Below are 19,682 nucleotides of genomic sequence, written 5' to 3' on the forward strand. Positions count from 1 at the left end.
AGACGTAAAGGACACATCATGGAACGGCGTTCCTTCCTCAAACAGGCCAGTGCCGGCATTGCGGCCGGTGCCGCGGCCGCTCCGGCCCTCGCCGCCGACCTGCCCACCATCAAGTGGCGCTGCGCCTCGGGCTTTCCCAAAACGCTGGACGCCATCTTCGGCGCCACCGAAACCGTGGCCAAGCGCGTTGCCGCGGCCACCGGCGGCAAGTTCCAGATCTCCCTGTTCGCCGCCGGCGAAATCGTCCCGACCCCCGGCGTGCTGGACGCCGTCAAGGACGGCACCGTCGAGTGCGGCCACGCCGCGTCTTACTGGTACATCGGCAAGGACCCGGCCCTTGCCTTCGACACCGCCCTGCCCTTCGGCCTCAACAGCCGCCAGCAGACCGCCTGGATGATGGAAGGCGGCGGCCTCGAGCTGATGCGCGAGTTCTTCAAGGACTACAACATCCACAACATCCCCTGCGGCAACACCGGCACCCAGATGGGCGGCTGGTTCCGCAAGGAGATCAAGTCGATGGCCGACATGCAGGGCCTCAAGTTCCGCGTCGGTGGCCTGGCCGGCCAGGTGCTCGCCAAGCTCGGCGTGGTGCCCCAGCAGATCCCGCCCGCCGACATCTACCCGGCCCTCGAGAAAGGCACCATCGACGCCACCGAGTGGATCGGCCCCTACGACGACCAGAAGCTCGGCTTCAACCGCGTTGCCAAGTATTACTACTACCCGGGCTGGTGGGAGGGTGGCCCCCAGCTGTCCCTCTACGTCAATGCAAAGAAGTTCGCCGAGCTGCCCAAGGAATACCAGACCATCCTCGAGGATGCCTGCCTCTACGCCCACGCCGAAATGCAGGCCGCCTACGACGTGAAGAGCCCCCACGCCCTCAAGCAGCTGATCGGCAGCGGCACCCAGCTGCGCCCCTTCCCCAACGACATGATGGCCGCTGGCTACAAGGCCGCCCATGAGCTCTACGACGAGTTGGCCGCCAAGAACCCGAAGTTCAAGAAGATCTACGACAACTGGAGAAAATTCCGCGACGACCAGCTGCAGTGGTTTGCCGTCGCCGAGAACCGTTTCGACAACTTCATGCAGGCGACCCGCGTCGCCGGCCGCTCGAAGAAATAAGGCGGCCCACCCTGGCCTGCGCCTCCAGGGCGCCGGCCCGATGCTTCACTCCTTGCAACACTGAAAGAAGAAACACCATGGAACGACGTTCATTCCTCAAGAAAGCCGCCGTCGGCGCCGCCGCTGGCGCTGCCGCCGCTCCGGCCCTCGCGGCCGAGCTGCCCACCATCAAGTGGCGCTGCGCCTCCAGCTTCCCGAAGAGCCTCGACACCCTCTACGGCGCGGCCGACCTGGTCGCCAAGCGGGTTGCCGCGGCCACCGGCGGCAAGTTCCACATTCAAGTCTTCGCTGCCGGCGAGATCGTCCCCGGCCCGGCCGTGCTGGATGCCGTCAAGGACGGCACCGTCGAGTGCGGTCACACCTGCTCGTACTACTACGTGGGTAAGGACCCCACGTTCGCCATCGAGACCTGCATCCCCTTCGGCCTCAATAGCCGCCAGCAGACCGCCTGGATGATGGAGGGCGGCGGCCTCGAGCTGTTCCGCGAGTTCTTCAAGGACTACAACATCCACAACATCCCCTGCGGCAACACCGGCGCCCAGATGGGTGGCTGGTTCCGCAAGGAAATCAAGACCGTTGAAGACCTCAAGGGCCTCAAGTTCCGCGTCGGCGGCTTCACCGGCCAGGCGCTGGCCAAGCTCGGCGTGGTGCCCCAGCAGATCCCTGGCAGCGACATCTACCCGGCCCTCGAAAAAGGCACCATCGACGCCGCCGAGTGGGTTGGCCCCTACGACGACCAGAAGCTCGGCTTCAACAAGGTCGCCAAGTACTACTACTACCCGGGTTTCTGGGAAGGCGGCCCGCAGATCTCGATGTACATCAACATCAAGCAGTGGAACGCCCTGCCCAAGGAATACCAGACCATCCTCGAGGACGCCTGCCTCTACGCCCACGCCGAAATGCAGGCCCGCTACGACGCCAAGAACCCCATCGCCCTCAAGCAGCTTATCGCCGCCGGCGCCCAGCTGCGCCCCTTCCCCAACGAGGTGATGGCGGCGGTGTACAAGGCCTCCCACGAGCTCTACGACGAAACCGCCGCCAAGAACTCCAAGTTCAAGAAAATCTACGAGCAGTGGCGCAAGTTCCGTGACGACCAGATCCAGTGGTTCGCCGTCGCCGAGAACCGTTTCGACAACTTCATGCAGGCCGCCCGGACAGCCGCAGCCCGCAGCAAGAAGTAAGCATTCTGGCTGACGCCCCCAAAGGCCACGCGAACCCCGCGTGGCCTTTTTTCATGGCGCAGCGCAGCATAGGGTTTTCCTTACTATTGAATGCATGGTGACTGATAAATAATCAGTCCACCTTCTATAAAAATGAGTCAGGAGACACTATGGAACGTCGTTCATTTCTGAGAAAAGCCGGCGCAGGCGTTGCTGCGGGCGCCATCGCCGCCCCCGCCCTGGCGGCCGATCTGCCCACCATCAAGTGGCGCTGCGCCTCCAGCTTCCCGAAGAGCCTCGATACCATCTACGGCGGCGCCGACGTGGTGGCCAAGCGCGTTGCGGCAGCTACGGGCGGCAAGTTCCAGATCCAGGTCTTCGCGTCCGGCGAGATCGTCCCGGGCCCCGGCGTGTTCGACGCCGTCAAGGACGGCACCGTCGAGTGCGGCCACACCTGCTCCTACTACTTCATCGGCAAGGACCCCACCTTCGCCTTCGAAACCGCGGTACCCTTCGGCCTCAACAGCCGCCAGCAGACCGCCTGGATGATGGAAGGCGGTGGCCTCGAGCTGTTCCGCGAGTTCTTCAAGGAACACAACATCTACAACATTCCCTGCGGTAACACCGGCGCCCAGATGGGCGGCTGGTTCCGCAAGGAGGTCAAGACCCTCGCCGACCTGCAAGGCCTCAAGTTCCGCTGCGGCGGGCTCGCCGGCCAGGTGCTCGCCAAGCTGGGCGTGGTGCCCCAGCAGATCCCCGGCAGCGACATCTACCCGGCCCTCGAAAAAGGCACCATCGACGCCGCCGAATGGATCGGCCCCTACGACGACCAGAAGCTCGGCTTCAACAAGGTGGCCAAGTACTACTACTACCCGGGTTTCTGGGAGGGCGGCCCGCAGATCGCCCTCTACGTAAACCAGAAACAGTGGGCTGCGCTGCCCAAGGAATACCAGACCATCCTCGAGGACGCCTGCCTCTACGCCCACGCCGAAATGCAGGCCCGCTACGACGCCAAGAACCCCACCGCCCTCAAGCAGCTCATCGGCTCGGGCACCCAGCTGCGGCCCTTCCCCAACGACGTGATGGCCGCCGCCTACAAGGCCGCCCACGAGCTCTACGACGAAACCGCCAAGACCAACCCCAAGTTCAAGAAGATCTACGACAGCTGGAAGAAATTCCGCGACGACCAGATCCAGTGGTTCGCCGTCGCCGAGAACCGCTTCGACAACTTCATGCAAGCCGCCCGCAGCGCCGCGGCCAAGAGCGCCAAACCTTAAGCCGCATCAGCCGCACTTCCCGAAAGCCGCGCATTGCGCGGCTTTTTTTTCTTTGCGAACATCCCGCCATTACCTTTCCAGCGCTGGATCCGTATCCCGCCCAGCTCGTCATGACCGCCGCCCTAGCCCTCCTGCTCGCCTTCCAACTCGCCGGCGAAGCCCTGCGGGTCGCCCTGCATCTGCCCGTCCCCGGCCCTGTCATCGGCATGGCCCTGCTGCTTGTCTATCTGATTCTCCGCCCGGAAGGGCCATCCACCGAACTGCGGAACACCGCCGGCGGCCTGCTCCAGAACCTCTCCCTGCTGTTCGTCCCGGCCGGCACCGGGGTGATGCTGCACGTAGGGCGGCTCGCCGACGAAGCCTGGCCGATCGCCATCGCGCTCGTCGCCAGCACCGTCCTCGGGCTCCTGGCGGCCGGGCTCACGCTGCACTGGCTGGCTCGCCGGCCGCGGGGAGCGGGCCAATGAGCGCCGGCAGCATGACCGAGATCTGGGTCTATCTTTCGGCCCAGCCCCTGGTGTGGCTCACCCTCACCCTGGCCACCTACCTGCTCGCCATCACCCTGCACCGCAAGGCCGGTGGCCACCCGGCTGCCAACCCGGTGCTCATTTCGGTGGGCATCCTGGTGGCGCTGCTGCTCGCCACCGACACACCCTACCAGCGCTATTTCGATGGCGCCCAGTTCGTGCACTTCCTGCTCGGCCCCGCCACCGTGGCCCTCGCCGTGCCGCTCCACGGCCAGTTGAAGCGCCTTGTTGCGATGGGTGGGCCCATCCTGGTGGCTCTGGTGGTCGGCTCCCTGGTGGCCGGCCTGTCGGCCTACACCATCGGCGCGCTGCTCGGCGCGAGCGCCCCGACCCTCGCCTCCCTCGCCCCCAAGTCAGTCACCACGCCGATCGCGATGGGCATCGCCGAGCGCCTGGGCGGGCTGGCCTCGCTCACCGCGGTCTTCGTGATTCTCACCGGCATCTTCGGGGCGATCTTCGCCGACGGCCTGCTCCGCCGCCTCGGCGTGAAGGACGAGGCCAGCATCGGCTTCGCCCTCGGTCTGGCGTCCCACGGCATCGGCACCGCGCGGGCCTTCCAGCTGAGCGAACAAACTGGCGCCTTCGCCGCCCTCGCGATGGGCCTCAACGGCCTCCTGACCGCGCTCACCCTACCCTGGCTGCTGCCCCTGCTGGCACCCCTGATCAGGCCCTAGCCACGGGGTTTACCGCGGCTTGTGGGCTGGCCGGCGGGCCATGATAATCCGCCGCTCGTCTTCTCCGCCCTCCATACCCATGGATCTCCTGATCGACGTCATCCTGCGCGCCGGCCGTTCGGCGGTCGAGCTGTCCTTCTTCATCCTGCTGCCGGTGATGATCGTGATGATCTCGCTGATGCGCCTGCTCGAAGCCCGGGGCGTGCTCGACTGGGTGGTCGCCCGCCTCACCCCCGCCCTGCGCCCGCTGGGCCTGACTGGCCTCGGCGGCTTCGCAGCCCTGCAGATCAACTTCGTGAGCTTCGCCGCTCCGGTGGCCACCCTCGCGATGATGGACCAGCGCGGCGCCTCCAGCCGCCATCTGGCCGCCACCCTGGCGATGGTGCTGGCGATGGCCCAGGCCAACGTGTCGATGCCGATGGCGGCCATGGGCCTGCAGTTCGGCCCGCTGCTGGCCTGGTCGGTGGTGGGTGGGCTGATTGCGGCGGCGGCCACCTATTACGTCTTCGGGCGCGGCCTGTCGAACGCCGAGGAAACCGTCGACGAAACCCTCCACCACCCGGTGGCTGAGAGCGCGAAGGGGGTGCTCGACGTGATCAACCGGGCCGGCGCCGAGGCCTTCAAGATCGCCGTCGGCGCCCTGCCGATGCTGGTGCTGTCCCTCACCGTGGTGCTGGCCCTGCGCCGCCTTGGCGCCCTGGATCTCCTCACCGAGTTGCTCTCTCCGGCACTTCTGGCGATCGGTGCCGACCCGGCCCTGCTGCTGCCCACCCTCACCAAGTTCCTCGCTGGCGGCACCGCGATGATGGGCGTGATGGACGAGATGCTGCGCGCCGGAACGGCCACCACCGCCACCCTCAACGGCCCCAGCGCCGGCCTGCTGGTGCACCCGCTCGACATCCCCGGCGTAGCCGTGCTGCTGTCGGCCGGCCGGCGGGTGGCGGCGGTGTGGAAGCCCGCCGCCCTGGGCGCGCTGGTGGGAATCGCCGTGCGCATGGGCGGCCACATGCTGCTCGCCTGACGGTGCCAGCAATGCGGCGTGGCGACCTTTGCGGCAACGCAGCATTTCACTAGGCGAAATCTGCGAAGCTGCGTTACCATTTGCTGATAAAGATTCCCAGGCAGAGAGATTTGTCCACGCCAGAACCCGCCAAAAATTCGATCCAGGTCATCGACCGCATGATGAAGCTGCTCGACGTGCTCGCCGAGCACGCCGATCCGGTTCCACTGAAACAGCTCGCGATCGAGACCGGGCTCCACCCCTCCACCGCCCACCGCATCCTCGGCGCGATGAGCACCAGCGGCTTCGTCGAGCGCAGCGACGCCGGCGTGTATCGCCTGGGCATCCGCCTGCTCGAGCTGGGCAGCCTCGTCAAGTCGCGCATCTCGCTGCGGGAAACCGCGATGCCCGAGATGCTCAAGCTCCATGCCGCCACGGGTGAGAGCGTCAACCTGGGTGTGCGTGCGGGCGACGAGATCGTCTATGTCGAGCGCACCTCCAGCGGCCGCTCGGCGGTGCGCGTGGTGCACATCGTGGGCGCCCGGGCGCCGCTGCACACCACCGCCACCGGCAAGCTGTTCCTGGTCGAGGATGGCCCCCAGAAAATCAAGGACTACGCCAGGCGCACTGGCCTGCCCGCCTCCACCGCCACCTCGCTCACCACGCTCCAGGCCCTCGAAAAGGAGCTCGACAAGGTTCGCCGCCACGGCGTCGCCTACGACCTCGACGAGGTGGAGAACGGCGTGCGCTGCATTGCGGCGGGCATCCGGGACGACAGCGGCGAGCTGGTGGCAGGCTTGTCCCTGTCCACCCCCTCCGAGCGCTTCAACCCCGACTGGGCACCCTTGATCCGCCAGACCGCCGATGAGATCTCAAAGGCGCTGGGCTACATCCCGCCCCCCGCCCGCTGAACCCGGCCATAAAAAAGGGCGCCCCTCGGCGCCCTTTTTCTTCATGCACGCAAGATCAGGTGGACGGCGTGCGCACCGCCGCGGCGACCTTCTGCTGGACCGCCGCGCTCTCGAGCCAGCGCTTGACCCGCTGGGCATCGGCCACCCGGGTGAAGCGGCCAAAGGAATCGAGCAGCACGATGATCATCGGCTTGTTGAGCAGCCAGGCCTGCATCACCAGACACTTGCCCGACTCGTTGATGAAACCGGTCTTTGAAACGCCGATCTGCCAGTCGGGGCTGCTCACCAAAGCGTTGGTGTTGTTGAACTGCCGGACCCGCCCGTTGAGGGAAACCGGATAGTTGGCGGTGGTCGAGAACTCGCGGATCAGCGGGTAGCGCGACGCCGCCGACACCATGCGCACCAGATCGCGGGCGCTCGAGACGTTGGCCGAGTTGAGGCCGGTGCTGTCGGCAAAGCGGGTGTCCCGCAGGCCGAGGGCGGCTGCCTTGCGGTTCATCGCGGCCACGAAGGCCGGCAGGCCGCCCGGGTAGTTGCGGCCCAGCGCCGATGCGGCCCGGTTTTCAGAGGACATCAGGGCCAGCCGGAGCATGTCTTCCCGCGCGAGCTCGGTGCCCACCGGCACGTGGGAGCTGCTGTTGCGCAGGGTGTCGACGTCTTCGTTGGCCACCAACAGCACCTCAGTGAGGCTCAAGCGGGCATCAAGGACGACCATCGCCGTCATCAGCTTGGTGATGGAGGCGATCGGCAGGACGGCGTCGGAGTTCTTTTCGAGCAGGACGGAGCCGGTAGCCTGGTCTGCAATCATGAAGGCGGCCGAATGGAGCAGCGGATTGCCCTCGTTGTCCATGTCGGGCGCGGCAACCGGAGCGCTGCGCTGAGCCGCGGGCGCTGCGTGGGCGAGGTGCGAGGCCTTCACACGCCTGGACTCTGCACGCGCGAACTTGATGGGCTTGGTCGGACGCACCGCGACGACCTTCGCCGCCTTGGCAAGCTTCGTGGCCCGGGCCGGGCTCTCCTTGGCAACCGAAGCTTTCTTGGACGCCCCACGCTGCGCCGCAGCATGAGCATCGACGGGCGCCAGATGGGTCAGCGCGAAAACGCCCAGCAGGGTCATCAGGGATTTACGGATTTTCATCGTCTTTCAAGTACTTCGTTGCGGGAAGAGGCAGCTCTTCCGGGGTGAAACAGGAAACAATGACCAGCCTTGCCTTCGGATCCACGGCCCACCGAGGGAGCCGTCACGCCGCAGCCCCCCGAAGCGCAGACAACGTGGAAATCGGTAACGGCAGACTTCTCATTCAAAATAAGGGCTTATTTTAAATTTTTGAAGCTCTTTGTGAATGATTTTTTTGCACAGGTGAAATCAGTTGCGCAATCGCGACACCGCCCGGTGGTTCAGGCCTGATCTACCCGGAGGAAGCGGGCCAGATCAGCACGCCGGCTCATCGCGTCGCGATAGCCGAGCTCCATCAGCGACCGGGTATAACCCTTCTCGAAAAGCAGGTAGGAGAGTAACACCGAGCCATTCTTCCGCGTTGCACCAATTCCGCGCAGAACCAGGCTCAGGGCCTTGGGCAGCGCGTTGCGATGGCGGGCCGCAAGATAATCCAGACGCTGGGATGGCGCAATCACCAGGGTCTCGATGGGCTTCAGGGGAATGCCGGCGGTGCGCCTCAGTTCGGGTGGCACGGCAGCGACCGTGGCGTTGATCCGCTCGAGGCGCTCGAGGTCGGACGTTAGCCCGTCCAGGAAGATGCTCGACATGGCATGGCCCGCCACCTGGGCGGGCGACGGGTAGGCGTCGGCGCGCTGGCGCGCCTCTTCGGAGCGGCGCCCGCCAGCGATCACCAGGATGCGCTCGGCCCCCAGATGGATCACCGGGCTGATCGGCGCCAGCTGCCGCATCGACCCGTCGCCGAAGTATTCACGATTGATGCGCACCGCCGGGAACACGAAGGGGATCGCGCTGGAGGCCATCAGGTGCTCGACCTGCAGCTCGCTGCGCAGGCCGACGCGCTGGGCCCGTCGCCAGGGCTGGAGATCGTCCCGCCCTTGAAAGAAGGACAGGCTCTCGCCGGAGGTGTAACCCGAGGCGGTGACCGTCACGGCCTGCAGATGGCCTTCAGCGATGCTCTTGCCGATCTGGGTGAAATCCAGGTGCTCTTCAAGGAGCACGCGGAGAGGGGAATTGTCGAGCAGGGAGCGTGGCGACTGGTGGATCAGCCAGCCAAGGAAGATCGCCGACCCCCAGCGCAGCACCGATTCAGCGATGGCCAGGGTGTCGGAACGATAGATCTGCCCTACGTGAAAGTTGCGCCAGATGTAGGCCAGCTTGCGCACACCGGCGTCGAAATCCGCCGAAAACACTGCCAGGGCGACCGCGTTGATCGCCCCGGCGGAGGTTCCACAGAGGATAGGGAAGGGGTTGTCCGGGCGCTTTCCCCAGACTTCACGAACCGCCATCAGCGCGCCGACCTGATAGGCCGCACGCGCGCCGCCCCCGGTCAGCACCAGGGCCACCCTGCCGTCTGTCATGACGCCTCCCGTCAGCCGCCTGCTAGTAAGGAGTAACGGCGGCTGACGCGGAATATGCAGGGCGGGCTGTCAGCGCCCCGCCTCGACGACCGTCAGCGCTGTCATGTTGACGATACGCCGGACGGTGGCGGTCGGCGTGAGGATGTGCACCGGCTTGCCCGCCCCGAGGAGGATGGGGCCGATCGTCACGCCGTCGCCGGCGGCTGTCTTGAGGAGGTTGAAGGCGATGTTGGCCGCATCGAGGGTCGGGAAGATCAGCAGGTTGGCGTCCTCGCGCATGCGGGCGTTCGGAAAGATCTGCATGCGGATGGCCGAGTCGAGGGCCGCGTCGCCGTGCATCTCGCCTTCCACGTCGAGCTCGGGGTGCTCGGTGTGCAGCATCACCAGCGCCTTGCGCATCTTCTCGGCGGTCGGCGAGCTGTCGGTGCCGAAGCTGGAGTGCGACAGCAACGCAATGCGCGGCTGGATGCCGAAGCGGCGCACTTCGTCGGCGGCCAGACGGGTCATCTCGACGACCTGCTCGGGGGTCGGGTCGTAGTTGACGTAGGTGTCGCACAGGAACACCGTGCGGCCCGGCAGCGTGAGCAGGTTCATGGTGTAGAAGTTGCGCACGCCCTTCTGGCGGCCGAGCACCGTCTCGATGAACTTAAGGTGCAGGCCATGCATGCCGTAGGTGCCGCAGATCATCCCGTCGGCGTAGCCGAACTTGAGCAGCAGCGAACCGAGCAGGGTCGGGCGGCGGCGCACCTCGCGCCTCGCGTAATCCACCGACACGCCCTTGCGCTCCATCAGCGAGTGGTAGTGGCCCCAGAGCTGGTCGTAGCGCGGGTCGGCGTCCGGGTTGACCATCTCGAAATCGAGCTCGGGGCGCAGGCGCAGGCCGAAGCGCTCGATGTTGGCGACGACCACGTCGGGCCGGCCGATCAGGATCGGGCGGCACAGGCCTTCGTCCACCACCGTCTGCACCGCGCGAATCACGCGCTCGGATTCGCCCTCCGAGAAGATGATGCGCTTGGGCGCACGCTTGGCGGCCTGAAACACCGGCTTCATGACGAGGCCGGACTGCCACACGAAGTTGTTGAGCTGCTGGCGGTAGGCGTCGAAATCGGAGATCGGCCGCGTCGCGACGCCGGACTCCATGGCCGCGCGGGCCACCTCGGGCGCGATCTTGACGATCAGACGCGGGTCGAAGGGCTTGGGGATGATGTACTCGGGGCCGAAGCCGGAGACGTTCTCGCCATACGCCGCCACCACGATGTCGGAGGCCTCGGCCCGGGCCAGCTCGGCGATCGCCTTGACGGCGGCCAGCTTCATCTGGTCGGTGATCGTCGTGGCGCCCACGTCGAGGGCGCCGCGGAAGATGAAGGGGAAGCACAGCACGTTGTTCACCTGGTTCGGGTAGTCCGAACGGCCGGTGGCCATCAGGGCGTCGTCGCGCACCTTGTGGACTTCCTCGGGCAGGATCTCGGGGGTCGGGTTGGCCAGCGCCATGATCAGCGGCCGGGCTGCCATCTTCGCCACCATCTCGGGCTTCAGCACGCCGCCCGCGGAGAGGCCGAGGAACACGTCGGCGCCTTCGATCACCTCGCCGAGGGTGCGGGCATCGGTGACCTTGGAGTAACGGGCCTTGATCGGGTCCATCAGCTTGGTGCGGCCCTCGAAGACGACGCCCTCGATGTCGGTCACCCAGATGTTCTCGACGGGCACGCCGAGCATCACCAGCAGGTCGAGGCAGGCCAGCGCCGCGGCGCCCGCGCCGGAGGTCACCAGCTTGACCTTGGCGAGGTCCTTGCCCAGCAGGTGCAGGCCGTTGAGGATCGCTGCGCCCACCACGATGGCGGTGCCGTGCTGGTCGTCGTGGAAGACCGGGATCTTCATCCGCTCGCGCAGCTTCTTTTCAATGTAGAAGCACTCGGGCGCCTTGATGTCTTCGAGGTTGATGCCGCCGAAGGTAGGCTCCAGCGCGGCGATCATGTCGATCAGCTTGTCGGCGTCGGGCTCCTCGATCTCGAGGTCGAAGACGTCGATGCCGGCGAACTTCTTGAACAGCACGGCCTTGCCTTCCATCACCGGCTTGGCGGCCAGCGGGCCGATGTTGCCGAGGCCCAGCACCGCGGTGCCGTTGGTGACGACGCCGATCAGGTTGCTGCGGGCGGTAAGGGTTGCCGCCTCGGCGGGGTCCTCGACGATGGCGTCGCAGGCCGCCGCCACACCGGGCGAATAGGCCAGGGACAGATCCTGCTGGTTGGTCAGCGCCTTGGTCGGCGCGATCGAGATCTTCCCCGGTTTGGGCAGGCGGTGATACTCGAGTGCCGCCAGGCGGATACGCTCGTCCATTGTTTCTCCCTCTCTGTTGTTTGCTTCAAAAGGATGGGGTACATCCTGAGATCAAGCCGAATCCTGTGCAATTCGTGACATCCACAGCACTCGGGTCGTGACGTATGAATTACTTCCGGACGGGAAGCGTGGCATAATATTAAGCTAAGTTCTTAAGGGTTAATCCCCATTGACGCCAATAATAACGCGCCGTGCGCCCCAGGCCAGAAGACGCGAATACCCAGCCGGAAGTCTCCCCCTCCGGCAAAAGTGCATTCACGGATCCGTAACGTTGGAGAATCGTTAGATGTCCCAAAGCATTGCTCAAGCCGCGATCGCCGCCGCGCCCGCCTACGTCAAGAACGAAAAACTCAAGCAGTGGGTCGGCGAAATCGCCGCGCTCACCGAGCCCGACCAGGTCGTCTGGTGTGACGGTTCCCAAGAAGAGTACGACCGCCTGTGCGCCGAGATGGTCGAAGCCGGGATGCTCATCAAGCTGAACCCGGAAAAGCGCAAGAACTCCTACCTCGCCTGCTCCGACCCCTCCGACGTCGCCCGCGTCGAAGACCGCACCTACATCTGCTCCGCCAACAAGGACGACGCCGGCCCCACCAACAACTGGGAAGACCCGGCCAAGATGCGTGAAACCCTGAACGGTCTGTTCAAGGGCAGCATGCACGGCCGCACGATGTACGTGATCCCGTTCTCGATGGGCCCGCTCGGCTCCCCGATCGCCCATATCGGCGTCGAGATCTCCGACAGCCCCTACGTCGTCACCAACATGCGCGTGATGACCCGCATGGGCGCAGCCGTCTACGAGGTGCTCGGCACCGACGGCGAGTTCGTGCCCTGCGTGCACAGCGTCGGCGCACCGCTCGGCCACGGCGAGAAGGACTCCGCCTGGCCGTGCAACCCCACCACCAAGTACATCGTCCACTACCCCGAGACCCGTGAAATCTGGTCTTACGGCTCCGGCTACGGCGGCAACGCGCTGCTCGGCAAGAAGTGCTTCGCCCTGCGCATCGCCTCCAACATGGCCCGCGACGAAGGCTGGCTGGCCGAACACATGCTGATCCTCGGTGTCGAAAGCCCCACCGGCGAGAAGACCTACGTCGCCGCCGCCTTCCCGTCTGCCTGCGGCAAGACCAACTTCGCGATGCTGATCCCGCCGAAGTCCTTCGACGGCTGGAAGATCTCCACCGTCGGCGACGACATCGCCTGGATCAAGCCGCGCAAGGAAGCCGACGGCACCACCCGCTTCTACGCGATCAACCCGGAAGCGGGCTTCTTCGGCGTCGCCCCCGGCACCTCCGAGAAGACCAACTACAACGCCCTGGCCACCCTCAAGGAAAACATCATCTTCACCAACGTCGCGCTGACCGACGACGGCGACGTGTGGTGGGAAGGCATGACCAAGGAAGCCCCGGCCCACCTGATCGACTGGCAGGGCAAGGACTGGACCCCGGAGATCGCCAAGGAAACCGGCCGCAAGGCTGCCCACCCGAACTCCCGCTTCACCGCACCGGCCAGCCAGTGCCCGTCCATCGACCCGAACTGGGAAGATCCGGCCGGCGTACCGATCTCCGCCTTCATCTTCGGCGGCCGTCGCGCCACCACCGTGCCGCTGGTGTACCAGGCCTTCAACTGGAACTACGGCGTCTATATGGCGGCCACCCTCGGCTCCGAAACCACCGCCGCCGCCTTCGGCGCCCAGGGCGTGGTGCGTCGCGACCCGTTCGCGATGCTCCCCTTCTGCGGCTACCACATGGGTGACTACTTCAACCACTGGCTGAAGATGGGTCACACCGTCGACCAGGCCCCCGGCATCTTCTGCGTCAACTGGTTCCGCATGAACGAGAAGGGTGAGTTCATGTGGCCGGGCTTCGGCGAGAACATGCGCGTCCTCAAGTGGGTCGTTGATCGCGTCCGCGGCCGCGTCCACGCCAACGAGAACGCCCTCGGCTGGATGCCCCTGTACGAGGATATCGACTGGACCGGCTCGGATGTCACCAAGGCCGAGTTTGAAGCCCTCACCCAGGTCGATGCCGAAGCCTGGAAGAGCGAGCTGGCCGGCCACAAGGAGTGGTTCGAAAAGCTGCAGGACCGCCTGCCCAAGCAGTTCATGCTCAAGCGCGAACTGTTCGAACTGGCCATGTCGGTGTAAGTTGCGGGCAGCCGGAAGGCTGCTGCGACTCAAAAAAGCGCCGGGCGACCGGCGCTTTTTGTTTTTCTCGAGGAATCCCAATGAACAAGATCGCCCGCCGGATGGCCGACATCCAACCCTTCCATGTGATGGAAATCCTCAAGCGCGCCCATCAGCTTGAAGCCGCCGGGCGCGACATCATCCACCTGGAGGTCGGCGAACCCGACTTCCCCACTCCGCCCACCATCGTCGAAGCGGCGCGGGACTTCCTGGCTGGCGGCCACGTGCATTACACCCCGGCGCTGGGCCTCACTGCGCTGCGCGAGGCGATCGCACGCTTCTACCACGACCGCTTCGGTGCCGACATCTCCCCCGAACGCATCATCGTGACGCCGGGCGCGTCGGGTGCCCTGATGCTGGCCCTCGCCGTCACCACCGATCCGGGCGACGAATGGCTGCTGCCCGACCCGGGCTACCCCTCCAACCGCCACCTGGTGCGCAGCTTCGAGGGCGTTGCCCGGGCCCTGCCGGTGGACGCCTCGACGCGTTTCCAGCCGACCCCCGCCCAGCTCGCCGACGCCTGGACCGCACGCACCCGTGGGCTGATGGTGGCCTCACCGGCCAACCCGACGGGCACCCTGCTCACCCAGGCCGAAATCATTGCGCTGCACGAAGCCGTGGCGGCCCGTGGCGGCATCCTGATCGTGGACGAGATCTATCAGGGGCTCAATTACGGCGTCGACGCCAGCACGGCCCTGACCAGCCTTGAAGATGTGTTCGTGGTGAACAGCTTCTCGAAATACTTCGGCATGACCGGCTGGCGGCTCGGCTGGGTGGTTGCTCCCCAGGCCTACGTGCGCCAGATCGAAAAGCTCGCCCAGCACTTCTTCATCTCGCCGTCGACGCCGGCCCAGCACGCGGCCCTGGCCGCCTTCACCCCGGCCACCCTGGAAATTCTCGAGGAGCGCCGCCACGCCTTCGCCGCGCGTCGCAACACGCTACTCCCGGCTCTCCGTGAGCTCGGTTTTCGCTTTGCGACCGAACCCCAGGGCGCGTTCTATCTGTACGCCGACATCTCGGATCTCGCCGACAACAGCGAGACCCTCGCACGGCGCCTGATCGAGGACGCGGGCGTCGCCACGACACCCGGGATCGACTTTGGCGACAACGCCCCGGATCGTCACCTGCGCATCGCCTACACGACCGGCGAAGCCCGCCTCGTCGAAGCGGCCGAACGGATCGCCAGAGTCCTGCGCACCGGCTGAAGCTGCGCGCAGCAAGCCGCGACAGAATTGAAAAAGGCCGTCGAGATGACGGCCTTCAGGGCACCCCAAAAACGGGAGCCACCTCGAACGGTGCGGAGCCGGGCTTATTTACCGGTTCCGCAGACCCGGCTCAGGCGCCAACGAACTTGCCACCACTGCGGGCAGCCTGACTCAGCTGAGCCTTGACCGCCATGACCTTGTTGGCATAGGGAGCGGCCGGGTCGCTGGAGCCGTTGTACTGCTGCAGCGCCCTCTCGATGGACCCGGTGGTCTGGATGTACTCCTTGAGGACCAGCGCACCGACACGGATGTTGGTGTGGGGATCGAACATGGCACTCCGGTCAGCCTTGACGTCGATCTTGTCAGGGTGCCACTTGGGGATCACCTGCATCAGGCCCTGAGCGCCCATCGGGCTCTCGGCGAACGGGTTGAAGCGGGACTCGATGGCCATCACCGCCACGATCAGGAGAGGATCAACCCCCACGCTCCGACCAGTCTGCTGGGCCGCCGCCAGAAGCGGCTCGAGGGCCACCGCCGACACCTGATAACGCTTGGCCACGTAGGCCTTGACACGCTGCAGGTCGGGGCTGAGCTTGGCCGGCGTTTCCGCGACCTCGACCACCGGTTCGACCACCGGCTCGTCGACAACCGCCGTACTGACCGACGATTCTCCACCCAGACTACCAAGGGACAAACCCTGAACGCCGTGATTGGCGATACGTGAAGCAATGAACAGGGTAACGATGAGCCCGGCGACGAGAAGCCCGCCGTGGGCAAAGTGAAGCATGAATGAAGCCGCGTGACGTGCGTACTTCGCGATACGAGTTGCGAACATGGGCTCTCCTTTCTGTGGCCACAGCCCACCGAACACACACGCAAACCCGCCCTTGAAAAACAGAGGCAGGACATCCGTGCCGCTTCACCCGATGGCCCCATGAAGCAGGGCCGGGTTCAACTCATCGGCCAGATTGCAGCCGAAAGCATTCGAAAGACTAGGTCGCCAGGGGTTGATCCAAACACGCTGACGCAACCAGACAGCGTGCCAAAAAAAGCGCCGAAACCAGACCTTGAGACGGTCATTAACCGGAAAGGGAAGCCCGGTTATGCGACGATTTCAGCGCCGACATTTAACAAAAAAACTGCGTGCTGCATTGCACACAAAATGCATTGTATTGATTCGATTCACTTTTGTCAATCCCAGGGGGAAGCACCCGGGCGTGGGGCAAATCACACCGCATAAGCCGGAGCTGGCGGGTGAACCTGAAGCTGGCCGCGGCCGGAGAGAAATCCCGGCGCCTGAGCGGGTTTCGGCAAGCCTCAGAGCGGTCGCCCGGCAAGTGGAAAAGGCCAGCGCATCCGATCGGAATCGTCGCTCTCGCCCTCCCCTTCCGGCTCGATCAGGAGGGCCACCTCGCCCTTCCCCGCTTCGATAAGAATGCGCCGCAGGCGCCCCCACGAAAAATACGGGCCCGGGTCGGTCTTGCGGCCCGGAGCGATATCCGAGTGCCCGGTGACGCCCGCCACCGGAAAGCGGCCGCACAGTTCGCTAAGCAGCCCGGCCAGCGCCTCGTACTGGGCCTGCTCGAAGGGCAGGATGTCGCAGCCCTCCAGCTCGACCCCGACGGAGAAATCATTGCAGCGCTCGCGCCCACGCCACGACGAGACACCGGCGTGCCAGGCGCGCTTTTCGGGCGGGACAAAACAGACCAGCTCGCCGCCGCGCCGGATGAAGTAGTGGGCGGAGACACGCAGATGATGGATCGTCGCGTAATAGGGGTGCCCGGAGGGGTCCAGACGATTGGTGAACAACTGCTCCACGGCTGGCCCGCCGAACCGATCAGGAGGCAGGCTGATGGCGTGCACGACGACCAGGGAGGGCAATTCGCCGGCAGGCCGCTCATCGCAGTTCGTCACCGGATCAGGGGGAAAGGAGATTTTCATGGGCCTCGCTCCTGGCGACTCGGCGCGCAGGACAAAACAAAACGGGGAAAACGAATCATCGTTTTCCCCGTTTATCCTGGAGCGGCAGAAGAGTCTCGAACTCTCGACCTCAACCTTGGCAAGGTTGCGCTCTACCAACTGAGCTACTGCCGCATTCAAACTTCAAGTACTGGAGGCGCGAGCCGGAGTCGAACCGACCTACACGGATTTGCAATCCGGTGCATAACCGCTTTGCTATCGCGCCGTGTATTGCACGGAAAAGCTACGCTTTTCACTGAATTCTGGAGCGGCAGAAGAGTCTCGAACTCTCGACCTCAACCTTGGCAAGGTTGCGCTCTACCAACTGAGCTACTGCCGCTGAAAGAGCCGCCATTATAGACAGCCAGAACGGCTTGTCAACAACTGATTTGACCTTATCGACTCCGCTTCATCAGCTCGGGCCAGGCGCAGCGCATGTAGTAACCCATCGACCACAGGGTGAGAACGGCCGCCACGTAGATCAGCAGGGTGCCGAGCTTGAGGCTGTCGAACCCCATTACCGGCGCCTCGATCAGCAACAGCGGGATCGCCGACATCTGCGCCGCTGTCTTCAGCTTGCCCACGAAGGCCACCGCGACGCTGCCGGAAGCACCCACCTTGGCCATCCACTCGCGCAGGGCCGAGATGGTGATCTCGCGGCCGATGATGACCAGCGCGATCAGCGAATCCACCCGCCCGAGGTGCACCAGCACGATCAGCGCCGCCGCCACCATCAGCTTGTCGGCCACCGGGTCGAGGAAGGCGCCGAAGGCCGAGGTCTGCCCGAGGCTGCGGGCCAGGTAGCCGTCGAACCAGTCGGTCACCGCGGCGACGATGAAGGTCACGGTGGCGACGAGGTTCTTGCCCTCGGCCGAGATCACATCGGCCGGCAGGTAGTAGATGCCGACGAAAAAGGGGATCAGCGCGATGCGCGCCCAGGTCAGGGAATTAGGTATGTTGAAAGGCATGGACACATTCACTGCGACTATCGCAGGGCATTGTATATCTGTTCCGCCAGGTGCCGGTTGATACCATCCACCCGACACAGGTCTTCCACCGTGGCATCCCGCACACCATCGAGGCCACCGAAGGCCGCCAGCAGCTTGCGGCGGCGCGTCGGCCCGACCCCGGCGATGTCTTCGAGGCGGGAGGTGTTGCGGGCTTTGGCACGCCGGGCACGGTGGCCGGTGATCGCAAAACGGTGGGCCTCGTCGCGGATCTCCTGGATGAGGTGCAGCGCCGGCGCGTCGGGGCGCATGTGCACCGGCTCGCGACCATCGGGGAAGACCAACTCTTCGAGGCCCGGCTTACGGCTCTCGCCCTTGGCGACGCCGAACATCGTGATGTCGAGGCCGAGTTCGGCGAGCACCTCGCGGGCGACGCCCATCTGCCCCTTGCCGCCGTCGATGAGGATGAGGTCCGGCCGCACGCCCTCGCCGGCCGCCACCTTTTCGTAGCGCCGGGTGAGCGCCTGGCGCATCGCCGCGTAGTCGTCACCCGGGGTGATGCCGGCGATGTTGTAGCGACGGTACTCGGACTTCTTCATCGCCGTGCCGTCCCACACCACGCAGGAGGCCACCGTGGCCTCACCCATGGTGTGGGAGATGTCGAAGCACTCGATGCGCGTCGGGGTCTCGGCCAGCTGGAGGGCATCGCGCAGGGCCTCGAGGCGCTGCTCGCCGCGGGACGACTCCTGCTCGCGCACCAGCAGCGCGAGGCCGGCGTTGTTCTCGGCCATCCCGATCCAGGCCCGCTCATTCTCGTAGCGGGCGGCGACCACCACCACCTTGCCTTCGACGACCGCTTCAAGGGCCTCGCGCACCGGCGCCGGGTCGAGATTGACCAGGACACGCCCGGGCACGGGATGATCCTGGTAATGCTGCTCCACGAAGGCCACCAACGCATCGAGCGGTGCGCAGCCCTGGGCATTGGCGGGGAACAGCGGCCGGTCGCCGAGGTGTCGCCCGCCGCGGATCATCGCGAGGTTGACGCACACCAGCCCGCCCCGCTCGACGGCCGCCAGCACATCCACGTCCTCGTCGCGGGCGCTCTCGACGAACTGCTTGTGGAGCACGGCCTGCAGGTTGCGGATCTGGTCGCGGTAGGCGGCGGCCTGCTCGAAGGCCAGGCGGTCGGAGGCCTCCTGCATGCGCCTCGACAGATCATCCACCACGTCACCGTGCCGCCCGCCAAGGAAGAGGCTGGCCAGGCTCACGTCGGCGGCGTAAGCCTCCTTGTCGATCAACCCCACACAGGGCCCGGTGCAGCGCTGGATCTGGTAAAGCAGGCAGGGCCGCGAGCGGTTGCTGAAGGTGGTGTCCTCGCAGGTGCGCAGGCGGAAGATCTTCTGCATCAGGTGCAGGGTGTCGCGCACCGCCCACGAGTTGGGGAAGGGCCCGAAGTAGCGCACGCCTTTGCGGAAGCCGCCCCGGTGATAGAAGATCTGCGGAAACTCGTCGCCCGAAATGGCGATGTAGGGGTAGGACTTGTCGTCCCGAAACAGGATGTTGTACTTGGGCCCGAGGCTCTTGATGAGGTTGTTCTCGAGGATCAGCGCCTCGGCCTCGGAGCGGGTGGCCGTGGTATCCACCCGCACCACCTGCCCCACCATGATCGCGATGCGCGGCGACAGCTGGGTGCGCTGGAAATACGACGACACCCGCCGCTTGAGGTTCTTGGCCTTGCCCACGTAAAGCACCACCTCGCCCTCGCCTATCATGCGATAGACGCCGGGCTCCTCGGTGAGCGTGCGCAGGAAAGTCTTGGCGTCGAAGCTCATCGTGATGGGCGCAA

The 19,682-nt window shown here is 65.4% G+C and carries 16 protein-coding genes and 3 tRNA genes; 9 read left to right on the forward strand and 10 right to left on the reverse strand.

Annotation, left to right across the window (positions count from 1 at the left end; genetic code table 11):
* The first annotated feature begins 18 nt into the window (after positions 1-18).
* From ZRA01_RS05845 to ZRA01_RS05875, 7 genes are all read left to right on the forward strand, one after another.
* Entirely contained in the window at positions 19-1,119 is a 1,101-nt protein-coding gene (locus tag ZRA01_RS05845; RefSeq protein WP_141350207.1) for a TRAP transporter substrate-binding protein, read from the forward strand.
* Between the two features lie 77 nt (positions 1,120-1,196).
* Complete coding sequence (locus tag ZRA01_RS05850) at positions 1,197-2,300, forward strand: TRAP transporter substrate-binding protein (RefSeq protein WP_141350209.1); 1,104 nt, start codon at positions 1,197-1,199, stop codon at positions 2,298-2,300.
* Between the two features lie 149 nt (positions 2,301-2,449).
* A complete protein-coding gene (locus ZRA01_RS05855) occupies positions 2,450-3,556 on the forward strand; it encodes a TRAP transporter substrate-binding protein (RefSeq protein WP_141350210.1) in 1,107 nt (368 codons plus the stop codon).
* 110 nt (positions 3,557-3,666) lie between these two features.
* The gene (locus tag ZRA01_RS05860) at positions 3,667-4,023 is read left to right on the forward strand and encodes a CidA/LrgA family protein (protein ID WP_141350211.1); all 357 of its coding nucleotides are present in this window, start codon (positions 3,667-3,669) and stop codon (positions 4,021-4,023) included.
* Positions 4,020-4,757: an LrgB family protein gene (locus tag ZRA01_RS05865; RefSeq protein WP_141350213.1), complete on the forward strand. Its 738-nt coding sequence runs from the start codon at positions 4,020-4,022 to the stop codon at positions 4,755-4,757. The genes ZRA01_RS05860 and ZRA01_RS05865 overlap by 4 nt, the downstream gene beginning before the upstream one ends.
* Before the next feature lie 79 nt (positions 4,758-4,836).
* Positions 4,837-5,778 (forward strand): nucleoside recognition domain-containing protein, encoded by a 942-nt coding sequence (locus ZRA01_RS05870; RefSeq protein ID WP_141350215.1) that lies wholly within the window; start codon positions 4,837-4,839, stop codon positions 5,776-5,778.
* A gap of 158 nt (positions 5,779-5,936) precedes the next feature.
* Positions 5,937-6,668 (forward strand): IclR family transcriptional regulator, encoded by a 732-nt coding sequence (locus ZRA01_RS05875; RefSeq protein WP_141350314.1) that lies wholly within the window; start codon positions 5,937-5,939, stop codon positions 6,666-6,668.
* A gap of 55 nt (positions 6,669-6,723) precedes the next feature.
* Here ZRA01_RS05875 and pbpG read toward each other — a convergent pair whose 3' ends face one another.
* The 3 genes from pbpG to ZRA01_RS05890 form a co-directional block, all read right to left on the reverse strand.
* A complete protein-coding gene (gene pbpG / locus ZRA01_RS05880; RefSeq protein ID WP_141350217.1) occupies positions 6,724-7,806 on the reverse strand; it encodes a D-alanyl-D-alanine endopeptidase in 1,083 nt (360 codons plus the stop codon).
* 260 nt (positions 7,807-8,066) lie between these two features.
* Positions 8,067-9,206 (reverse strand): patatin-like phospholipase family protein, encoded by a 1,140-nt coding sequence (locus tag ZRA01_RS05885; RefSeq protein ID WP_141350219.1) that lies wholly within the window; start codon positions 9,204-9,206, stop codon positions 8,067-8,069.
* 69 nt (positions 9,207-9,275) lie between these two features.
* On the reverse strand, positions 9,276-11,543 hold the full coding sequence (locus ZRA01_RS05890) for an NADP-dependent malic enzyme (RefSeq protein WP_141350221.1): 2,268 nt from the start codon (positions 11,541-11,543) through the stop codon (positions 9,276-9,278).
* A 286-nt stretch (positions 11,544-11,829) separates the two neighbouring features.
* On the opposite strand from ZRA01_RS05890, the gene ZRA01_RS05895 reads away from it, so the two are divergent.
* Entirely contained in the window at positions 11,830-13,686 is a 1,857-nt protein-coding gene (locus tag ZRA01_RS05895; RefSeq protein WP_141350223.1) for a phosphoenolpyruvate carboxykinase (GTP), read from the forward strand.
* 80 nt (positions 13,687-13,766) lie between these two features.
* On the forward strand, positions 13,767-14,930 hold the full coding sequence (locus ZRA01_RS05900; protein WP_141350225.1) for a pyridoxal phosphate-dependent aminotransferase: 1,164 nt from the start codon (positions 13,767-13,769) through the stop codon (positions 14,928-14,930).
* Between the two features lie 130 nt (positions 14,931-15,060).
* Here the strand turns inward: ZRA01_RS05900 and ZRA01_RS05905 are convergent, their stop codons facing one another.
* From ZRA01_RS05905 to uvrC, 7 genes are all read right to left on the reverse strand, one after another.
* Entirely contained in the window at positions 15,061-15,765 is a 705-nt protein-coding gene (locus ZRA01_RS05905; RefSeq protein ID WP_170182910.1) for a lytic transglycosylase domain-containing protein, read from the reverse strand.
* 482 nt (positions 15,766-16,247) lie between these two features.
* Positions 16,248-16,871: a 1,6-anhydro-N-acetylmuramyl-L-alanine amidase AmpD gene (gene ampD, locus ZRA01_RS05910; protein ID WP_141350227.1), complete on the reverse strand. Its 624-nt coding sequence runs from the start codon at positions 16,869-16,871 to the stop codon at positions 16,248-16,250.
* A gap of 77 nt (positions 16,872-16,948) precedes the next feature.
* Positions 16,949-17,024 (reverse strand) — tRNA-Gly (locus ZRA01_RS05915).
* A gap of 17 nt (positions 17,025-17,041) precedes the next feature.
* Positions 17,042-17,115, reverse strand: a tRNA-Cys gene (locus ZRA01_RS05920).
* Between the two features lie 38 nt (positions 17,116-17,153).
* Positions 17,154-17,229, reverse strand: a tRNA-Gly gene (locus ZRA01_RS05925).
* A gap of 55 nt (positions 17,230-17,284) precedes the next feature.
* Positions 17,285-17,857: a CDP-diacylglycerol--glycerol-3-phosphate 3-phosphatidyltransferase gene (gene pgsA / locus ZRA01_RS05930; RefSeq protein WP_141350229.1), complete on the reverse strand. Its 573-nt coding sequence runs from the start codon at positions 17,855-17,857 to the stop codon at positions 17,285-17,287.
* Positions 17,858-17,874: 17 nt separating this feature from the next.
* The gene (uvrC, locus tag ZRA01_RS05935; RefSeq protein WP_141350231.1) at positions 17,875-19,668 is read right to left on the reverse strand and encodes an excinuclease ABC subunit UvrC; all 1,794 of its coding nucleotides are present in this window, start codon (positions 19,666-19,668) and stop codon (positions 17,875-17,877) included.
* Positions 19,669-19,682: the final 14 nt, after the last annotated feature.

The sequence above is a fragment of the Zoogloea ramigera genome (assembly GCF_006539865.1).
In the GTDB taxonomy this organism is placed as follows: domain Bacteria; phylum Pseudomonadota; class Gammaproteobacteria; order Burkholderiales; family Rhodocyclaceae; genus Zoogloea; species Zoogloea ramigera.